The sequence below is a fragment of the Streptomyces kunmingensis genome, assembly GCF_039533535.1.
In the GTDB taxonomy this organism is placed as follows: domain Bacteria; phylum Actinomycetota; class Actinomycetes; order Streptomycetales; family Streptomycetaceae; genus Streptomyces; species Streptomyces kunmingensis.
On sequence record NZ_BAAATS010000002.1, the window covers coordinates 389,465 to 407,802 of the forward strand.

Below are 18,338 nucleotides of genomic sequence, written 5' to 3' on the forward strand. Positions count from 1 at the left end.
TCCATGACCCTTCCCATCTGACGCTCCGTCAGCTTCACTGGTGGACATGATGGGACACGCAGGGATGGCGGCCACCGTCGTCCGGTACCTCAGGTCGGTCGGCGCCCCCACCTCGGCGGGCCCCGTGGAGCCGCTCCCGCGCCCCGAGCTGCGGGCGGTCGGGGACGACGAGCGCGCCCCGGTCGACCCGGCCGAGTTCCGCCGCGTACTGGGCACCTTCGCGACCGGAGTCACCGTGGTCACAGCCCCGCCGTCCGCGCCCGGCGAAGGCCCGGCCGGGTTCGCCTGCCAGTCCTTCGCGTCACTCTCCCTCGACCCGCCGCTGGTCGCGTTCATGGTGGCCCGTACGTCGACGACGTGGCCGCGGATCGCGCGCGCGGGGGCCTTCTGCGTGAACGTACTGGGCGAGGACCAGGGCGAGCTGTGCCGCGGTTTCGCGGTCAGCGGGGCCGACAAGTTCGCGGGCGTCGACCACACCCCGGCACCGGTGTCCGGCTCTCCCCGCCTGGACGGCGCGACGGCGTGGATCGACTGCGCGATCCATGCGGTCCACACCGGCGGCGACCACTTGATCGTGGTGGGCAGGGTGACGGCGCTGGGCACCCCGGCCGCCGACCGCCGACCGCTCCTCTTCCACAGGGGCCGCTTCACGAAACTCGGCGACCGAACCCCGTAGTCACTCAGACGGCGACGCTCGGAGCCCCCACGTTCCCGGCCTCACCGGCCTCCCCGGTGCGCCCGCGGCGGATCACCAGCGACATCAGGGCGGCGACGGCGCACAGGGCTCCGGCCGCGTACCAGACCACGTCGTACCTCCCGAAGACGTCCCGCGCCAGACCCCCGAGGAACGCCACCACCGCGGCCCCCACCTGGTGGGAGGCGAGCACCCAGCCGAAGACGATGGCGCTGTCCTCGCCGTAGTGCTCACGGCACAGAGCGATGGTCGGCGGAACCGTGGCGACCCAGTCGAGGCCGTAGAACACGATGAAGAAGACCATCGGCGGGTGGACACTCGGCGCGAGCAGAACGGGCAGGAACAGGAGCGAGATCCCGCGGAGCGCGTAGTACCCGGCCAGCAGCCGGCGCGCCTCGAACCGGTCGGTGAACCACCCCGAGGCGATCGTCCCGATGACATCGAACACACCGATGACCGCGAGCAGCGAGGCGGCGGCGGGAACGGGCATGCCGTGATCGTGGGCGGCGGGCACGAAGTGCGTCTTGACGAGCCCGTTCGTGGAGGCGCCGCAGATCGCGAACGTACCGGCGAGCAGCCAGAAAGGCCCGGTGCGGGCGGCCTTCACCAGCACGGTGACGGCGCGCCGGGCGGCCCCGGTCACGGGCGCGGGCTTGGGCACGAACTCCTGGGCCCCGTACGGCGCGACACCCACATCGGCGGGGTGGTCCCGCAGCAGCAGCCACACGAACGGCACGACGGAGAGCGCGGCGAGTGAGACCGTGACCGCGGCGGGCCGCCACTGGTGCTCCTCGACGATCCACGCGAGCAGCGGCAGGAAGATCAACTGTCCCGAGGCGCCCGCGGCGGTCAGCAGCCCTGTGACGAGACCGCGGCGGGCGACGAACCACCGGTTGGTGACGGTGGCGGCGAACGCGAGCGCCATCGACCCGCTGCCGAGCCCGACGAGCACGCCCCAGTACAGGACGAGCTGCCAGGCGGCGGTCATCCACACGGTGAGCAGCGACCCCAGCGAAATCACCAACAGCGCGACCGCAACGACTCTCCGTATGCCAAAACGATCCATCAGCGCGGCGGCGAACGGGGCGGTCACGCCGTACAGCGCGAGGTTCACGGAGACGGCGAACCCGATGGTCCCGCGGGACCAGCCGAAGCCGAGGTCCGGGTCGTGCAGCGGTTCGATGAGCAGTCCGGGCAGCGAGGCGAAGGCCGCGGCGCCGATGATCGTCACGAAGGTGACCGCGGCGACGGCCCAGGCGCGGTGCGGGCGTCTGCGGCCGTCGGTGCGGGGAACGGGATGCTGCGTCTGCGTCGTCACACCAGAGAGCATCCGGCAGCGGCCCGGCCCGATCGACTGGCCCGAATGCCAATGTTCGCTACGATCGGGCCATGACCGCGCACCCGTACTCGCAGCCTCGGCCGCAGCCGCACCGGGTCGCCGTACTCGCCCTCGACGGGGTCATCCCCTTCGAACTGGGCATCCCGCAGCGCATCTTCGGCCGCGCGCGCACCAAGGATCACCAGCCGCTCTACTCGGTCGTCACCTGCGGAGTCCGCGGGCCGGGCCCGGTCCATACCGACGCGGACTTCTCGATCCTCGTCGAGCACGGCCCCGAAGCGCTGGCCACCGCGGACACGGTGATCGTCCCGGCGTCGTACGAACTCGGCCCGGTCTACGAGGAGGGCCGCCTCACGCCCGACCTCGCCGAGGCCCTGGCCCGTATCCGCCCCGGCACGCGCCTGGTCTCGATCTGCACGGGCAGTTGGGTACTGGCCGCGGCCGGCTATCTCGACGGCCGGCCCGCCACCACACACTGGGCCGACGCGGCGGCCTTCCAACGGATGTTTCCGGCGGTCCGGGTCGACGCGGATGTCCTCTTCATCGACGACGGTGACGTCCTGACCTCCGCCGGGGTCGCCGCGGGCATCGATCTGTGCCTGCACATCGTGCGGCGGGACCATGGTGCGGCCGTCGCCAATGACGTGGCCCGCCGCACCGTGGTCCCGCCGCACCGTGACGGGGGCCAGGCCCAGTACATCCGACGCCCTGTCCCCGAGCCCCAGTTGGCGACCACGACGACGGCCCGCGCCTGGGCTCTGGCACGCCTCCACGAGCCCATCCAGCTCCGCGACATGGCTGAGCAGGAATCCATGTCCGTACGTACCTTTACGCGCCGCTTCCGGGAGGAGGCCGGCGTCAGTCCCGGGCAGTGGCTCACGCAGCAGCGGGTGGAGCGGGCGCGGCATCTGCTGGAGACCTCGGGGCTCTCCATCGACCAGGTGGCTCGTGATTCCGGGTTCGGGACGGCGCAATCGATGCGGCAGCATCTTCAATCGGCCCTCGGGGTGACGCCCACCACCTACCGCCGAACGTTTCGCTCCGCGGGTTGACCGGCCGACCCCGAGCGGTTCCTTTTCCCCCCAGAACACGGACCCCGCGCCGGCCACACTCCCCGGGGCTCCGCCCCAGCCCCCGCTGCCTCTCGTCCGCAAGGCGGGGCTTGATCGGGAACAGCCGGAGTGGGGGAGATTGCCACGCGCCCGGCGCTGGGGCGAAGCCCCGGGGCTCTGCCCCGAACCCCGCTCCTCAATCGCCGGCGGGGCTTGGATGGCGACAGCCGGAGCGGTGGGAATTGCCAGGCGCCCGGCGCTGGGGCGAAGCCCCGGGGCTCTGCCCCGGACCCCGCTGCCTCTCGTCCGCAAGGCGGGGCTTGAGTGGGGGCCAGCCGCAGGGGCTGCAGAAAACGACGTCGGCGGACAGGTAGGGGACAACGGGAGGGGGTGGGCGGGGTATGTCCGCGCGCAGCACCCCTGCCCCCAACCGCGGCAGCCGAAGCAAGCAGCGCTGACACCGAGATGGCGAGCACGGACATACCCCGACCGCCCCCGCCCCCACCCACACACCTGCCACAACGAACCCGACAGCCGCCAGCGATACCGCAACCAGCCACCCTCCATTCATCGCGACAGCGAACCCACGGCCTAAAACGTCAGAACCCCCCGCGCAACCCGCCCCGCCCCCGCATCCTCAACCGCCTTGCCGAACTCCTCCACCGGATACGTCCGCGTCACCAACTCGTCCAGCAACAACCGCCCCTCCCCATAGAGATCCGCATACAGCCGAACATCCCGCTGCGGCCGAGAAGACCCGTACCGGCACCCCAGCACCGCCTTGTCCAAGAACAACGAGGCCGGCACAAAAGACGCCTCCGCATCAGCCGCCGGCATCCCGAGCAGCACCGCCTGCCCACGCCGGTCCAGCAGATCGATCGCGGCCCGGATCAACTCCACCCGCCCCACGCACTCAAACACGTGATCGGCCCCCTCCGGCAGAACCCCCCGCACCTCCCCCACCCCGGTCAAAAAGTCCGTAGCCCCGAACAGCCGGGCAACCCCTTCCTTCCCCGCATTGGAGTCAACCGCAACAACCCTCCCCGCCCCAGCAATCCGCGCCCCTTGCAACACATTCAGCCCCACCCCACCCGCCCCGATGACAACAACCGAATCCCCAGGCTCAACCCGCGCCCGATTGAGCACGGCCCCCACCCCCGTAAGCACCCCGCACCCGAGCAACGCGGCAGACGTCAGCGGAATGCTCCGAGGAATCCGTACGGCCTGCACGGCCTTGACCACGGTCCGCTCGGCGAACGCAGAGTTCGACGCGAACTGATAGACCGGCTCCCCGCCCCGCGAGAACGGCTGCCCGGGCCGCCCGATGGCCCGCCGGCACATGGTCGGCCGCCCCCGGTCGCACTCGGCGCAGGCCCCACAGTTGGCCAGCGTGGACAGCGCCACATGATCCCCGGGGACCACATGCGTCACCCCGTCCCCCACAGCCTCCACAACCCCCGCCCCCTCATGCCCGAGCACCACGGGCCGCGGAAACGGAATGGTCCCGTCGATCACGGACAGATCCGAGTGACAGAGCCCGGCGGCGGCGACGGCGACAAGCACCTCACCGGCCCCCGGAACACGAACCTCCAGGTCGTCCACAACGCCAACCTTCTGCCCATCGAACAGAACACCTCTCATGACCTACGCCTCCGCCCTGGGAAGGCCGAGCACCCGCTCGGCGATGATGTTCCGCTGGATCTCGTCCGAACCGCCATAAATGGTGTCGGCCCGACTGAACAGAAAAAGACGCTGCCGAGCATCAAGTTCGTACGGGGAGTCGACACCCCAATCCGCCCCGCTCACCGCTCCCCGGGCCCCACGAACCCGCAGAGCGACCTCCCCCAGCCGCTGATGCCACCCACCCCACAGCAACTTGGCAACACTGGCGGCACCCACCCCCTCCGCTGCTCCTCCCCCCTCCCCGCTCCCCTCCCCGCCCCGCTCCCCAAGCGTCCGCAAGGCGTTCCACCGCATCACCCGCAACTCGGCCCACAACCGCACCAGCTCCCCACTCAGCACGGAATCACCCAAGGCCCCCGTGGCAACGGCATCCCGTACGACTCCTCGCAGCTCCTCCTCGAACCCCACCTGCTGCGCCAGCGTCGACACCCCCCGCTCGAACCCGAGCAGCCCCATGGCGACCCGCCACCCGTCGCCGACGCCGCCGACGACGTCCGCGGCGACGGCCCCGTCGAAGAACACCTCGTTGAACTCACTGGTCCCGGTCAGCTGCCGGATGGGCCGTACGTCGATGAGCCCCGGCTGATCCATGGGCACCAGCAGAAAGGACAGCCCCCGGTGCCGCACGGACCCGGCCTCGGTCCGGGCGAGCACGAAACACCAGTCGGCTTCGTGGGCGAGCGAGGTCCACACCTTCTGCCCGGTGACGCGCCAGCGCCCGTCGCGGCCCGGCTCGGCGGAGGTCCGCAGCGAGGCCAGGTCCGACCCGGCGCCGGGTTCGCTGTACCCCTGGCACCACAGTTCCTCGCCGCGCGCGATGGGCGGAAGGAACCGCTGCCGCTGCTCCTCGGTGCCGTGGGCGAGCAACGTGGGGGCCAGCAGATTCTCACCGATGTGCCCGCACCGGCCGGGTGCGCGGGCGCGGGCGTACTCCTCGGCCCAGACGACCTGCTGGGTCAGACCGACCGAACGGTTCCCGTACGACGACCGACGACCGCCGCCACCACCGCCACCATCGCCCCACCCCAACCCGATCCACCCACCACTGCCCAACTCCCGCTCCCAAGCCCGCCGTTCCCCCACCCCCACATGCTCACTACCGGCCCCGCCCTTCCCCACAACACCCGAGAACCGCCCGCCAAGGCGCTCCCGCAACCACTCCCTGGCCTCCTGCCGAAACACGGCATCCTCAGCCCCGAACCCGAACTCCACGCCGACCCCCTCCCCCTCCCGCACCCGCTCCCGCTCCCGCTCCCCCTCCAACGTCACTGATTCGGCCGCTTCTTGGCGGCGGCGGCCCTCGCCATCTCCTCCACGGCGGCGAGCAGCGGCATCGGATCGACCCCGACGGTCCCGGGAAGGAAGTCGGCGATCCGCTCGGGCGTCCAGGGCCCGTCCGCGTATCCGGCCCGCAGCTCCCGCGGCTGGGCCCAGACGGCGATCTTCGGCCCGGCGACGGTGTAGACCTGCCCGGTGATGCGCTCGTCCCGGGCCCGGTCGCTCAACAGGTAGACGACGAGGGCAGCGACATCCTCGGGCTCCCCGATCTCCTTGAGCTCCATGGGAACGTTGGCCGACATCCGCGTACGGGCCACGGGCGCGACGGCGTTGGCGGTCACCCCGTACTTGTGCAGCCCCAGGGCGGCGCTGCGCACCAGCGAGATGACTCCGCCCTTGGCGGCGCTGTAGTTGGCCTGGGCGACGGACCCCTGATGGTTGCCGCTGGTGAACCCGATCAGGGTGCCGCCCCCTTGCTTCCGCATGACGGCGGAAGCGGCGCGGAACACGGTGAAGGTCCCTTTCAGATGCGTGGCGACGACCGGATCCCACTCCTCCTCGGCCATGTTGAAGAGCATCCGCTCCCGCAGGATCCCGGCGACGCACACGACGCCGTCGATCCTTCCGAACTCCTCCACGGCGGTGTCGACGATCCGCTGCCCACCGCCCATGGTGGACACGTCATCGGCCACGGCCACGGCGACGCCCCCCGCGGCCTCGATCTCCTTCACCACCCCCAGCGCCACCTCGGACGTGGGCTCGGCGCCTTCCATGGAGACCCCGTAGTCGTTGACGACGACCTTCGCGCCCTCGGCGGCGCACGCGAGCGCCACGGCGCGCCCGATGCCGCGCCCCGCTCCCGTCACGGCGACGACCTTGCCTGCCAGGAAGTTCCCCACACCCGACCCCTTACGGCGCTATCTGACGGACCGTTAGATTTGCCTGTGATACGGATTCTACGGCCCGTCAGATACCGGAACACAAGACCCGGGAGACCTCCGATGCCGCTGCCCGCCGAGTTCCACGACATCGCCAAACGCGTGAACAACTGGGGGCGTTGGGGGGAGGGCGACGAGATCGGCACGCTGAACCTGATCACGGACGAGGTGGTCCGCGTGGCCGCGTCCGAGGTGCGTACGGGCCGCCGCGTCCCTCTCGCGCTGCCGCTCAGGGAGGACGGCGTCCAGGTGGGCCTGATCCCGGGCCGCATCAATCCGCTGCACACGATGGTCCAGATCAACCAGCAGATCTTCGGCCCGGACACGGTCGCGACGAGCGACGACGCGGTGACGATGGGCCTCCAGGCGGCCACGCACTGGGACGCGCTCACGCACGCCTCGCATTCGGGCCGCCTCTACAACGGCCGTCCGGCGGACACGATCACGGCACACGGCGGTGCCGAGTTCAGCGGCATCGACAAGGCGCCGTACATCGTCTCGCGCGGTGTCCTGCTGGACGTGGCGGCGGCGAAAGGCCTGGACCGGCTCCCCGGCGATCACGCGGTGACGCCCGAAGACCTGGACGAGGCGGCCGAGTTCGGCCGTGTCACGCTCCGCGCCGGGGACATCGTGCTGGTCCGCACGGGCCAGATCCAGGTCTTCCTGGCGGGTGACAAGCACGCGTACGGCTATCCGTCGCCGGGCCTGTCGGTCCGCACCCCCGAGTGGTTCCACGCCCGTGACGTGGCGGCGGTGGCGAACGACACCTTGACCTTCGAGATCTTCCCGCCGGAGATCGAGAACCTGTGGCTGCCGGTGCACGCGCTGCATCTGGTGGAAATGGGCATGCTTCAGGGCCAGAACTGGAATCTGGAAGCGTTGTCCACAGCCTGTGGAGAAGAAGGCCGTTACTCGTTCCTGCTCTCGGCGATGCCCGAGCCGTTCAAGGGGGCGACGGGCACACCGGTGGCACCGGTGGCAGTGCTGTAGAGAAACCGCCCCATCCACAGCAGGCCACGCCAGGGCGACGAACCCGCCACCCCCTCGGCAACGATCCGGATTGTCGCCGAGGGCCCCCGTCACAAGGGCCCTCGACGTCCCCTCGCAGCGAATCGCTGACCCCAAGCGTGATCAAACGGACACTCCACGTCAACACCCGTCCGGGTATTTGCGGTTAATGGGCCTATTGTCCAGGCGCGCACTGAAGCATCGCGCGGGAGCGGACCCGGCGCGTCGCCCCAGAACCCCGACGACGTCACACGGCCCGGCAGAGCCAGGCAGCCCGGCAAAACCAGGCAGCCCAGCCAGGCCGCACGGCCACACGCCCACGCGACCCCACGAGGTCACACCGCCTCGAAGGCGGCCCCGTCATAGACGGCCACGCCCGCCGAGGCGGAAGCCGCGCACCGGTCGATCTCGCACCAGATGGCCTTGCCCGCGCCCTCGGGCCGCCAGCCCCAGCGGTCGGCGAGCCCGTCGACGAGTTCCAGACCCCGCCCGTTCGTCGCCTCGCCGTCCGCGTGCCGGGGCGCCGGCGGCCGGGCGCAGGAATCGGACACCTCCACGCGCACGGTGCCGGGACACTGCTCCTGCGTACCGGTCAGCACCATGCGCAGCACCGCCGGATGCCCGGTGTGCACCACGGCGTTGGTGACCAGTTCGGAGACGAGCAGGATCAGCGTCTCGGCCAGCGGCTCGTCGGCCTGTATCCCGGAACCGGCGAGGCGCGTGCGCACCCACCTGCGGGCCCGTCCCACTTCCGCGGGGTCGGCCCCGACCTCCAACTGAACCTGAAGCACCTGCACCGCTCACACCATCCGAACCGGCGGACACGTCGCCTCGCGCCACTGACCATCCTGGCCACTGCCGGGGATCACGGTCCGTGATCCCGTTGCTGCACAGCATGGTTGACGTACAGTCACCCCAACAAGCGCTTCGGGCATATTCCAGCGCGAAGGAGTACGCGTGCGGCATACTGTGCGACGCGTCTTGTGGGGGGTCGAACAGGCGGGCGTGCTGCACCGCCCTGCGCCGCGAGCGGCAGACTTCCCCGGCCCCGGGGCCGCCTCGGAGGCAACACCGGCACCTTCGCCCGGGCTCAGCACCACTCGCATCTGCCACAAGGTACCGGAGCCGGACGCCGACTCCGCGCCGTGACGAGCGTCCCGAAGGACACAACCCGGTATCGACGCACGGTCACTGTCCGTGCACCTTTCCACAGGACATCCGTGCCCCCTACCGCTGTTCTCCTCACAGCGCGGCGGCGAGCACTTCCTCCGCGGCCCTGGCGCTGCCGCCCAACTCGGCGCGCACCCAGGCCCGCTTCAGGTGCAGATGGACGTCGGACTCCCAGGTGAAGCCCATACCGCCGTGCACCTGGAGGCAGTCGCGGGCACCCCGCACGGCAGTCTCGTCGGCGAGCAGTTCGGCGGCGGCGACCTCGACGGGGTCCCGGGTGACGGCGGCCGCGTAGACGGCGGCGCGGGCCACCTCCGTCCGTACGAGCATCTCGGCGCACAGGTGCTTGACGGCCTGGAACGATCCGACGGGGCGGCCGAACTGTTCGCGTTCCCGGGCGTGTTGGACAGCGAGTTCGAGAGTACGTCCGGCCGACCCGAGCTGTTCGGCGGCGTACAGAAGGGTCGCTTCGGCCGAAGGCGGTGCCGCCGCCGCGCCGGGCACGGCATGCAGAGGCGTGAGCGGGTCGACCGAGGCGAGCGGTTCGGCGTCCGTGACCTCCCCGCGCACCACGTCGGCCGCGTCGAGGCAGGGCACGAGCCCACCGAAGGGCCGGGTGACGACCGTGTCGCCGGAGGCCGCGCCCGGCACGTCCCCCGCCGCGAGGAACGTGGCCACCAGCGGCCCGGGCAGCAGGGCCCGGCCGCACTCCTCGAACACCACGACGGCCTCCGGCAGGCCGAGCCCGAGCCCGCCCGCCGGCTCCGGCAGACAGAGCGAGAAGAGGCCGGCCGCCCCGAGCTCCCGCCACAGCGCCCGGTCGACCCCGGGGGGACGCTCGACCGCGTCGCGCAGCGCGTCCCGCCCGAACCGCCCGGCGAGCAGCTCCCTCGTGCCGTCCCGCAACGCCCGCTGTTCGACGCTCAGTTGGAAATGCACGCCCGCCCCCCTTCAGCCTTTCGGCAGGCCGAGAACGCGCTCGGCGACGATGTTGCGCTGGATCTGCGACGTACCGGCCGCGATCGTGTAGGACAGCGACGAGAGCCGGTCGAGGGTCCATTCCTGGCCGGTGTCCAGCGCACCGGCTCCGCCGAGGACCCGGGCGGCGGCGTCGTAGAGCCGCTGCCGCGCGTGCGAGTACCGGAGCTTGAAGACGGATCCGCCGACGCCCGGCACGCCACCGCTCGCCTGGGCCTCGCTCACGTTCCACTGGGTGAGCCGCCACAGCGCGCTGAACTCGGCGTTCAGCAGCCCAAGTTCGCGTCGCAGCACCGCGTCGTCCCAGCGCCCGCTCTTGCGCGCGTGGGCGGCCAGTTCGCCTAGGACCCGCCGGCAGGCGACGACCTCCCCGACGAAGGCGGTGCCGCGCTCGAACGACAAGGTCACCATCGTGACGCGCCAGCCGTCGTTCTCGTTCCCGACCCGGTTGGCGACGGGTATCCGTACGTCGTCGAGGAACATCTGCGCGAACTCCGTCGACCCGGCGAGTGTGCGCAGCGGGCGCACGGTGATCCCCAGGGCGTCCATCGGCATGGCCAGCCACGAGATGCCGCGGTGCTTGGGCGCGTCCGGGTCCGTCCGTACGAGCAGCTCGCACCAGTCGGCGACCTCGGCGTGCGAGGTCCAGATCTTGGCGCCGTTGATCACGTACTCGTCGCCGTCGCGCACCGCGCGGGTGCGCAGAGCGGCGAGGTCGGAGCCCGCGTCCGGCTCGCTGAACCCCTGGCACCAGACGTCGTCGCCGCGCAGGATCGGCGCCAGCCAGCGCGCGCGCTGAGGTTCGCTGCCCTCGGCCGCGACGGTCGGCCCGGCGTGCAGCAGTCCGACGAAGTTCGCGCCCACATACGGGGCGCCCGCCTGCTCCGTCTCCTCCAGGAAGATCAGCCGGGTGGTCGGCGAGGCGTCCCAGTGGACCTCCCCGTACCCGGCGTCGTGGAGCCGGCGCTGCCAGCCGGTGTCGTACGCGCGCCGTCCGGGCCAGTCGCCGGGCGACGGCTTGGGGGGCAGCGTCGGCAGCACGCCCACGAGCCATTCCCGCAGCCGGGCCCTGAACGCCTCTTCCTCGTCGGTGTACGTGAGGTCCATCCACCACCCCTACTGGTCGAGTCCGAGGCCTGGCCCCCCCTGGGACCTCAGCCAGACCTGACGGCCCGTCAGGTGCAGGCTAGCCCCGCACCTCTGGACCGACAAGAAGCGCGGACTTACGCTTCCTTTCTGAAACTGACGCTCCGTCAGCTCTGCTTGCGGCGGCGACGGCGTGCCCGGGTACTCATTGGGGGTCATGGCATGACGCAGAGCACCGCACACGCCCTGGGCGCGTCCCGCACGCTCTGGGAGCTGGTCGAACGCCGCGCCGAGCTCACCCCCGACCGCCCGGTCCTGCTCCAGGGCGACCGGGCCCTGGCCTTCGGCGAGCTGCGCCTGCGCTCCGAGCGGGTGGCGGCGGCCCTGTACGAACGCGGCGTCCGCCCGGGCACGGTCGTCGCCTGGCAGCTGCCCACGCGCATCGAGACGGCCCTGCTCACCTTCGCGCTGGCCCGCATCGGCGCCGTGCAGACCCCCGTCATCCCGTTCTACCGGGACCGCGAGACCGGCTTCGCGCTACGGGAGTCCAAGGCCGACTTCTTCGCGACGCCGGGGACCTGGCGCGGCTTCGACCACACCGCCATGGCGCACCGGCTCGGCGCCCGCGGCGTCTTCGAGGCGTACGAGAACCTGCCCGAGGCCGATCCCGCCGTCCTGCCGCCCCCGCCCGCCGACGGCACGGCGGTCCGCTGGATCTACTGGACCTCCGGCACGACCTCCGACCCCAAGGGCGTGCTGCACACCGACCGTTCGCTCCTCGCGGGCGGCTCCTGCCTCGCCCACGCACTACACCTGTCGTCCTCCGACGTCGGCTCCATGGCCTTCCCCTACGCGCACATAGCGGGCCCCGACTACACCGTGATGCTGCTCCTGTACGGGTTCCCGGCGGTGATGTTCGAGCAGTTCGCCCTGCCGGACGCCCTGGACGAGTACCGGCGGCACGGCGTCACGGTGGCGGGCGGGTCGACGGCGTTCTACTCGATGTTCCTGACCGAGCAACGCAAGACCCCGGAGCGGAAGTTGATACCGACGCTGCGGCTGCTCGCGGGCGGCGGGGCGCCCAAACCGCCCGAGATCTACCACGCCGTGGTGCGCGAGATGGGCGTGCAGCTCACCCACGGGTACGGCATGACCGAGGTACCCATGATCACGATGGGGGCGCCGGACGACACGGCCCACCATCTGGCGACGACGGAGGGGCGCCCGCCCGAAGGCATGGAGATCCGGATCGTCGACGAATCCGGCACGCCCGTCCCCGCCGGGGTCGACGGCGCGGTGCGGCTGCGCGGGGAGGCCGTCTGCCAGGGGTACTCGGACCCGCGGCAGAGCGCGGACGCCTTCGACGCGGACGGCTTCCTGATCACCGGCGATCTCGGCCACGTCCTGCCCAGCGGCCATCTGGTCCTGACCGGCCGGGCCAAGGACATCATCATCCGCAAGGGCGAGAACATCTCCGCGAAGGAGATCGAGGACCTGCTGCACCAGCACCCCGCGGTACAGGACGCGGCGGTCATCGGCCTGCCCGACGCGGAGCGCGGGGAGCGCGTCTGCGCGGTCCTCGAACTACGAGAGGAACAGGGCCCGTTGACGCTGGACACGGTCACGGCGTATCTGCGCGGTCAGGGCCTGTCCACGTTCAAGCTCCCCGAACAGCTGGAGGTGGTCGACGCCCTCCCCCGCAACGAGACGCTCCGCAAGGTCCTCAAGTACAAGCTGCGGGAGCGCTATGCGGGCGAGGGCGGCGGCCTCAGAGCCTGTCTTTGAACCCCCTCCCCCAGCTAACGCTGGGAGGTGCCCCCAGCGCCCCGACGCCCGGTGCGCACGTTCGCCGCGCGGACGACGGGGGTTCAAAGACAGGCTCTCACTCCGGGACGGTGAAGTACCGCGCGAAGCCCTGGACGGCCTCGTCCTCGGAGATCCGGCCGTCCCCGTCCGCGTCCAGCGCGGCAGCCGCCGCCTCGGCGACCTCGGCCTCGACGCCCAGCGCCTTCAGCACCCGCTGCGCCGCGTCCGCGCCGACTCCGGCGCCGTCCGGGTCGGCGATCGCGATGGCGGCCCGCAGGAACGGCCGGGCGATCTCGGCGAACCGCTCCGGGCTGTCCCGCAGCCGCTTCACGGCCCCGGTCACGAACTCGCCCCGGGTCACCCGCTGATCGCCGTCCACGTCCGCGATCCCGGCCATGCCCTGCCAGAACGCCTCCGCGCCGGCGAACAGCGCCTGGCCCTTGTCGCAACGGGCCGTCGTGGAGAACTCGGCGAGCAGCGCCTTCGCCGCGACGTAGAAGTCCTCGCGGTCGATGTATCCGTTGCCGTCCTGGTCGAAGCCGGCGAACCGGGCCGCGATCCTCCGCTCGTCCATGCTCATGAGCCGCCTCTCGCATCAGTGGGTCCTACACCTGGGAGCGTACGTCGGACAGGACCGACCAGGGCCGGAAGTACGGCTGTTGTGGCAGGACTGGAAGAATTCCGGTCCACGGACGGGGTCCTGGGCCGGCGGTCGGAGCCTGCACATGACACAGGCTCCGGCCCTCAGGCCGACATCGGCTCCGCCTCGTCGTCCACGGCCGCCGTGACATCCGGATAGACCTCGAAGAGGCGGCGGACGCCGAGGGCGGCGAGCACCCGGTTCACGTGCGAGCCGTCCTCCGCGCCCTGGGCCGGCAGGATCACCCGGAGCCGGCCCTGGCAGGAGCGCATCAGACGGCGGGAGGCGATGAGCACGCCGACGCCGCTGGAATCGCAGAACAGCACGTCGGAGAGGTCGAGCACGAGGCTGCGCCGGCCGTCGGCGACCGCTTCGTGAACCTGCTGGCGCAGCGCCGGGGAGGTCACGAGGTCCATTTCCCCCGACACCCGCACAACGGCCCAGTCGCCCTGTCCTGTCTCGCTCACCCTGAGCGTCACGCGCCACGCCTCCTCTCGCTCACCGATGGCCCGCATCCGGAACCTGTCACTACGCTTGCACTGCGCGGCTGCCCGGCAGCGACACGCTGAAACACCCCCGCAGACCTATCACATATGGCCCGGTTAAGGCCGACCCGGTCATAATCGGTCGCTTCCGGTCGCGGTCCCGGCCGTTCTTTATCACCTGCTACCGCACCGGCGCGCACAATGCGGTAAAGGAGCGTGCGTTCCCGGGGCCTCGGTCTACATTCGGGTACTAGGCAGAACAGTTCAGCAGTTCAGCACTCAGCAGCACGGGCGGTCGGAGAGGGGGCCCCATGCCCAAGGACACTCCGTCCCGCTGGGACCGGAACATGCAGCAGCGCCTCGCGCACGGCGAGGCCGCCGCGCTCGGCGAGCTGTACGACCGGTTCGCCTCCCTCGTGCACGGCCTGGCCCACCGCGTCCTGGACGACGAGGACGCCGCCGACCAGATCACCCGCGAGGTCTTCACCCGGATCTGGGAGAACCCCGAGGCGTACGAACCCAAACAGGGCCCCCTGCGCTCCTTCATCGCCACGCTCACCCACCACCAGGCCGTCCAGCGGCTGCGCCAGACCGAGTCCGCCGCCCTCGTGCGCACCGGCCTCGGCACCACCGAGGAACTGGAGCGCAGGGTGCGCCACGCCTCCGCCGCGGCCCGCGCCGACTACATCGTGACGTCGATGCCCGCCCCGCTCCGGGCCGCCCTGGAGCTCGCCTACTTCCAGCGCCGCGACTACCGCCAGACCGCCGCCGACCTCGGGGTCACCGAGGACGAGGCGCGCCGCCGGCTCCGCCTCGGCCTGCAACTGCTCTCGACGGCGCACGACAGCGGCACACCGCCCGGCCGGTTCGGGAGCCAGGCGTGAGCGGGGCGCAGGGGCCCGACCGCTACGGCCCGTACGACGGCGAACCGGACCGCGGCGCCCACGACGGCGGCCCGGCGGACGCCCTGCGCATACCGACACCCCGCACCTCCGTCGAGGACACCGGCCGCCCGCTGCCCGACCTGCCCGCGCCCCTCGTCCTGGAACACCGCGTCCTCAAGTCGCTGCTCGGCGCCTGGGCCCTCGCGGCCTGCTCGCCCGAGGAGTCCGCCGCCGTCGACGACCACCTCGGCGACTGCGGCGCCTGCGCCGAGGAAGGGCTGCGGCTGCGCGACGCCGTCGGGCTGCTGCACGCCGAGGAGACCCTCGACCTCGACCCGATGCTGCGCGCCCGCGTCCTGGAGGGCTGCCTCACCCGCCGCCCCGCGCGCGTCCCGGTCCCCGGCTGGGCCACCCCGTACGACGCCGAGACCGCCCGCCTCGACGCGCTGCTCCAGGACATCGGCGACGGCGAATGGCAGGCACCGGTGCGGCTGCGCTGGTACGAGCACGAGGAGCAGGTCAGCCGCCGGACCACGGTCGCCGGCGTGATCGCCCACCTCACCAGCGTGGACGGCCTCGTCGCCCGCGCCCTCGGCCTCGAAGACCCGGGCGAGCGGGACTCCGCGGCCGCCGGCGCGCTGGACGGGCTCGGACCCGCCGAGCGTACGGAGGCGTACTGGCAGGCCTCCGGGTTCTCACCGACCCGGGCCGTGCGCGCGCCCTGGCGGGAGCAGTCCCACGCCCTCATCCGTACGGTCTCCTTCGCCGGATCGGACGCGGTGGGCCCCAGCGGCTCGGGGCGGCTGCCCGTCCCGTACGGCGACTGCGACCTCGCCCTGCGCGACGCCATGATCGACCGGGCCTTCGAGTGCTGGATCCATGCGGGGGACATCGCCGACGCGGTCGACTACCCGTACGAGCCGCCGGCCCCGCGCCATCTCAACCGCATGATCGACCTCGCGGCCCGGATGCTGCCCGCCTCCCTCGCCGCCCGCCGCGACAGCGGCCTCGCCGCCCCGGCCCCGGCCGACGGGCCCGGCCGCAAGCTGCGCCTCGAGGTCGAGGGGGCGGGTGGGGGTGAGTGGCTGATCTCCCTCGACGGGGGTTCCGCCGGGCGGGAGGTGGCGCATGTCGCCCTGGACGGGGTGGAGTTCTGCCGTCTCGCGGCGGGTCACGTATCGCCTGACGAGGCGGCGGCGGGGCAGGTCGGTGACCGGGAGGCGATCCGGGACGTCCTGTCTGCGACGGCAGCGCTGAGCCGCTTGTAGCGGGGCCGTCGCCAGGTGCGGGTGGGTGCTACCCGCTCGCGCAGTTCCCCGCGCCCCTCAATGGGTTGATCTACGACTGCGGCTCTCGTCGTGGCTAGTCGCGCAAGTTCCCCGCGCCCCTGGAGCATGCGGCTTCGCCGCAGCCCCATGAGAGGCGCGCTTCGCGCGCCCCTTGAGGTGGCGCACGCAGTGCGCACCTCAGGGGCGCGGGGAACTGCGCGAGAAGCCCCACCGAGCCCGCGGACAAAGAACAACCCAGGGGCGCGAGGAACTGCGCGACCAGCCACAACGGCGCCGCACCCACAAAACGGCAGCGCACGGCACACGCCCAGGGGCGCGGGGAACGGCGCGAGCAACCACGACGAGAGCCGCACCCGCCGAACAAGCCGGCAAGGGGCGCGGGGAACTACGCAACCAACCCCACCGGGCCGCACCCTGTGACGAGAACGACCCCGGCAAGGGGCTACGCGAAGACGACCGTGCGCCGCCCGTTCAGAAGAATGCGCCGCTCCGCATGCCACTTGACGGCCCGCGCCAGCGCCTGGCACTCCACGTCACGCCCCACAGCGACCAGCTGATCCGGCGTGACGTCATGCCCGACCCGCTCGACCTCCTGCTCGATGATCGGCCCCTCGTCGAGGTCGGCGGTGACATAGTGCGCGGTCGCCCCGATCAGCTTCACACCCCGCGCATGCGCCTGGTGATACGGCTTCGCACCCTTGAAGCTCGGCAGGAACGAATGGTGGATGTTGATGATCCGCCCGCTCAGCTGCTTGCACAGGTCGTCCGAGAGCACCTGCATGTACCGCGCGAGCACGACGAGCTCGACGCCCTCGTCCCGCACCAGGTCGATGACCTGCTGCTCGGCCTGCGCCTTGGTGTCCTTGGTGACCGGGATGTGGTGGAAGGGGATGTCGTAGGAGCCGACGAGCTCGCGGAAGTCCGTGTGGTTGGAGACGACGGCGGCGATGTCGACGGGCAGCGCCCCGATCCGCGCCCGGAAGAGGAGGTCGTTCAGGCAGTGCCCGAACTTGCTGACCATCAGGACGACCTTCATCCGGTCCGAGGCCCGGTGGATCTGCCAGTCCATCTGGAACGAGTCCCCGATCGCGGCGAAGCTGGCGCGCAGCTTCTCCACGGTGACGGGCGAGTCCGCGCTGAAGTGGACCCGCATGAAGAAGAGCCCCGTGTCGTGGTCACCGAACTGCTGGCTGTCCTCGATGTTGCAGCCGGTCATGAAGAGATAGCTCGACACGGCGTGCACGATGCCCTGCTTGTCGGGGCAGGAGAGGGTGAGGACGTACTGCTCGGAGCCGGTGGCGACAGGTGCGGGCGCGTTCATGCGAAAAGGTTCGCACATCGGCGGCGTCCGGCGACCGCACGTCTTGGGAACCGGACGCCCGACGGCACGGAGAGCCGCCCGGTTCTACGCGGCCCGCGTCATGATCTGCAGCACTTCCAGGGTCCGGGGCGCCTCGTCAGGGTCCTCCCCGTCGCTCGTGGCGAGCCTCACATGCGCGTCCCGCGCCGACCGCACGGCATCCGGCCACCCCGGATCGTCCAGATAGGCGGAGACGGGCGCGTCGGGGCCGACCTGGTGCATGATCCGCAGCACCCGCAGCACGGCGGTGTCGACGAGGGCCGCTTCCTGCGAGTCCCTGAATATCGTCCCGACGTATTTCTCGGCGGACCAGTTGTCCAGCCAGGTGTCCTCGACGAGGCGGTACACGGCGTCGGTCACGTCCCCGTACCCGTCCACGCCGGCCAGCCAGACGTTCCGCTGGAAGGAGGGGTCGGAGAGCATGTGCAGCGCGGAGCGCACATTGCTGCGCCAGCGCCACCACGGCATGTCGTTGAGTGGCATGCCGCCCATCTTTGTGGAGCGACGGCCGCGGCGGGAAGAGTTCTCCGAGCTTTGCACGGTCATCGATCGTACGTCCCGTCCCGGAACGCCCCGACCTCCCCCCGTAATTCACCTCCGCGTCACCACGTGTTGACCACGGGTCACTCGGCGATTCGGGATGCGGGG

At 71.4% G+C, this 18,338-nt stretch carries 17 protein-coding genes; 6 read left to right on the forward strand and 11 right to left on the reverse strand.

All coding sequences use genetic code 11. The features are described 5' to 3' along the window. Positions 1-49 precede the first annotated feature (49 nt). Positions 50-676, forward strand: coding sequence for a flavin reductase family protein (locus tag ABD366_RS03870; RefSeq protein WP_324771995.1), 627 nt, complete (start codon positions 50-52; stop codon positions 674-676). A 4-nt stretch (positions 677-680) separates the two neighbouring features. Here the strand turns inward: ABD366_RS03870 and ABD366_RS03875 are convergent, their stop codons facing one another. Beyond that, positions 681-2,024 (reverse strand): MFS transporter, encoded by a 1,344-nt coding sequence (locus ABD366_RS03875; RefSeq protein WP_324771977.1) that lies wholly within the window; start codon positions 2,022-2,024, stop codon positions 681-683. A gap of 59 nt (positions 2,025-2,083) precedes the next feature. Between ABD366_RS03875 and ABD366_RS03880 the strand changes: the two genes are divergently transcribed. Then, a complete protein-coding gene (locus ABD366_RS03880) occupies positions 2,084-3,085 on the forward strand; it encodes a GlxA family transcriptional regulator (protein WP_324771976.1) in 1,002 nt (333 codons plus the stop codon). 591 nt (positions 3,086-3,676) lie between these two features. Here the strand turns inward: ABD366_RS03880 and ABD366_RS03885 are convergent. From ABD366_RS03885 to ABD366_RS03895, 3 genes are read right to left on the reverse strand one after another with little or no spacing between them, the layout of a single operon-like run. Continuing rightward, the gene (locus ABD366_RS03885) at positions 3,677-4,726 is read right to left on the reverse strand and encodes an alcohol dehydrogenase catalytic domain-containing protein (RefSeq protein WP_324771975.1); all 1,050 of its coding nucleotides are present in this window, start codon (positions 4,724-4,726) and stop codon (positions 3,677-3,679) included. 3 nt (positions 4,727-4,729) lie between these two features. Next, positions 4,730-5,980 carry an acyl-CoA dehydrogenase family protein gene (locus tag ABD366_RS03890; protein WP_324771994.1) on the reverse strand — a complete coding sequence of 417 codons (1,251 nt, stop codon included), beginning with the start codon at positions 5,978-5,980 and terminating at the stop codon, positions 4,730-4,732. A 53-nt stretch (positions 5,981-6,033) separates the two neighbouring features. Beyond that, positions 6,034-6,945, reverse strand: a complete 912-nt coding sequence (locus tag ABD366_RS03895) for an SDR family oxidoreductase (protein ID WP_324771974.1) — start codon at positions 6,943-6,945, stop codon at positions 6,034-6,036. Positions 6,946-7,047: 102 nt separating this feature from the next. On the opposite strand from ABD366_RS03895, the gene ABD366_RS03900 reads away from it, so the two are divergent. Continuing rightward, entirely contained in the window at positions 7,048-7,974 is a 927-nt protein-coding gene (locus ABD366_RS03900) for a cyclase family protein (RefSeq protein ID WP_324771973.1), read from the forward strand. A 353-nt stretch (positions 7,975-8,327) separates the two neighbouring features. Here ABD366_RS03900 and ABD366_RS03905 read toward each other — a convergent pair whose 3' ends face one another. From ABD366_RS03905 to ABD366_RS03915, 3 genes are all read right to left on the reverse strand, one after another. Then, positions 8,328-8,789, reverse strand: a complete 462-nt coding sequence (locus ABD366_RS03905; RefSeq protein WP_324771972.1) for an ATP-binding protein — start codon at positions 8,787-8,789, stop codon at positions 8,328-8,330. A 445-nt stretch (positions 8,790-9,234) separates the two neighbouring features. Next, positions 9,235-10,101, reverse strand: a complete 867-nt coding sequence (locus ABD366_RS03910) for an acyl-CoA dehydrogenase family protein (protein ID WP_324771971.1) — start codon at positions 10,099-10,101, stop codon at positions 9,235-9,237. Positions 10,102-10,113: 12 nt separating this feature from the next. Further along, on the reverse strand, positions 10,114-11,247 hold the full coding sequence (locus ABD366_RS03915) for an acyl-CoA dehydrogenase family protein (protein ID WP_324771970.1): 1,134 nt from the start codon (positions 11,245-11,247) through the stop codon (positions 10,114-10,116). 201 nt (positions 11,248-11,448) lie between these two features. Here ABD366_RS03915 and ABD366_RS03920 point away from each other — a divergent pair, with 201 nt between their 5' ends. After that, complete coding sequence (locus ABD366_RS03920) at positions 11,449-13,011, forward strand: class I adenylate-forming enzyme family protein (RefSeq protein ID WP_324771969.1); 1,563 nt, start codon at positions 11,449-11,451, stop codon at positions 13,009-13,011. 97 nt (positions 13,012-13,108) lie between these two features. On the opposite strand, the gene ABD366_RS03925 is transcribed toward ABD366_RS03920, so the two are convergent. Both ABD366_RS03925 and ABD366_RS03930 read right to left on the reverse strand, forming a co-directional pair. Beyond that, positions 13,109-13,606 (reverse strand): EF-hand domain-containing protein, encoded by a 498-nt coding sequence (locus tag ABD366_RS03925; RefSeq protein WP_324771968.1) that lies wholly within the window; start codon positions 13,604-13,606, stop codon positions 13,109-13,111. A gap of 170 nt (positions 13,607-13,776) precedes the next feature. Then, a complete protein-coding gene (locus ABD366_RS03930) occupies positions 13,777-14,151 on the reverse strand; it encodes an STAS domain-containing protein (protein WP_324771967.1) in 375 nt (124 codons plus the stop codon). Positions 14,152-14,468: 317 nt separating this feature from the next. On the opposite strand from ABD366_RS03930, the gene ABD366_RS03935 reads away from it, so the two are divergent. Both ABD366_RS03935 and ABD366_RS03940 read left to right on the forward strand, forming a co-directional pair. Then, the gene (locus ABD366_RS03935) at positions 14,469-15,041 is read left to right on the forward strand and encodes a sigma-70 family RNA polymerase sigma factor (RefSeq protein WP_324771966.1); all 573 of its coding nucleotides are present in this window, start codon (positions 14,469-14,471) and stop codon (positions 15,039-15,041) included. Next, entirely contained in the window at positions 15,038-16,309 is a 1,272-nt protein-coding gene (locus ABD366_RS03940; RefSeq protein ID WP_411293797.1) for a maleylpyruvate isomerase N-terminal domain-containing protein, read from the forward strand. Before ABD366_RS03935 ends, ABD366_RS03940 begins: the two co-directional genes overlap by 4 nt. Before the next feature lie 463 nt (positions 16,310-16,772). On the opposite strand, the gene purU is transcribed toward ABD366_RS03940, so the two are convergent. Next, complete coding sequence (gene purU / locus ABD366_RS03945) at positions 16,773-17,651, reverse strand: formyltetrahydrofolate deformylase (RefSeq protein ID WP_324771965.1); 879 nt, start codon at positions 17,649-17,651, stop codon at positions 16,773-16,775. 84 nt (positions 17,652-17,735) lie between these two features. Further along, positions 17,736-18,236, reverse strand: coding sequence for an SCO4402 family protein (locus ABD366_RS03950; protein WP_324771964.1), 501 nt, complete (start codon positions 18,234-18,236; stop codon positions 17,736-17,738). Between the last annotated feature and the right edge of the window lie 102 nt (positions 18,237-18,338).

What these genes read in the sequence shown, in the direction of transcription:
- ABD366_RS03880 (WP_324771976.1), top strand. Translation starts at nt 2,084, where the DNA reads ATGACCGCGCACCCGTACTCGCAGCCTCGGCCGCAGCCGCACCGGGTC.
- ABD366_RS03915 (WP_324771970.1), bottom strand. Translation starts at nt 11,247, where the DNA reads ATGGACCTCACGTACACCGACGAGGAAGAGGCGTTCAGGGCCCGGCTG.
- ABD366_RS03920 (WP_324771969.1), top strand. Translation starts at nt 11,449, where the DNA reads ATGACGCAGAGCACCGCACACGCCCTGGGCGCGTCCCGCACGCTCTGG.
- ABD366_RS03875 (WP_324771977.1), bottom strand. Translation starts at nt 2,024, where the DNA reads ATGCTCTCTGGTGTGACGACGCAGACGCAGCATCCCGTTCCCCGCACC.
- ABD366_RS03925 (WP_324771968.1), bottom strand. Translation starts at nt 13,606, where the DNA reads ATGGACGAGCGGAGGATCGCGGCCCGGTTCGCCGGCTTCGACCAGGAC.
- ABD366_RS03900 (WP_324771973.1), top strand. Translation starts at nt 7,048, where the DNA reads ATGCCGCTGCCCGCCGAGTTCCACGACATCGCCAAACGCGTGAACAAC.
- ABD366_RS03935 (WP_324771966.1), top strand. Translation starts at nt 14,469, where the DNA reads ATGCCCAAGGACACTCCGTCCCGCTGGGACCGGAACATGCAGCAGCGC.
- ABD366_RS03950 (WP_324771964.1), bottom strand. Translation starts at nt 18,236, where the DNA reads ATGACCGTGCAAAGCTCGGAGAACTCTTCCCGCCGCGGCCGTCGCTCC.
- purU (WP_324771965.1), bottom strand. Translation starts at nt 17,651, where the DNA reads ATGAACGCGCCCGCACCTGTCGCCACCGGCTCCGAGCAGTACGTCCTC.
- ABD366_RS03870 (WP_324771995.1), top strand. Translation starts at nt 50, where the DNA reads ATGGGACACGCAGGGATGGCGGCCACCGTCGTCCGGTACCTCAGGTCG.
- ABD366_RS03885 (WP_324771975.1), bottom strand. Translation starts at nt 4,726, where the DNA reads ATGAGAGGTGTTCTGTTCGATGGGCAGAAGGTTGGCGTTGTGGACGAC.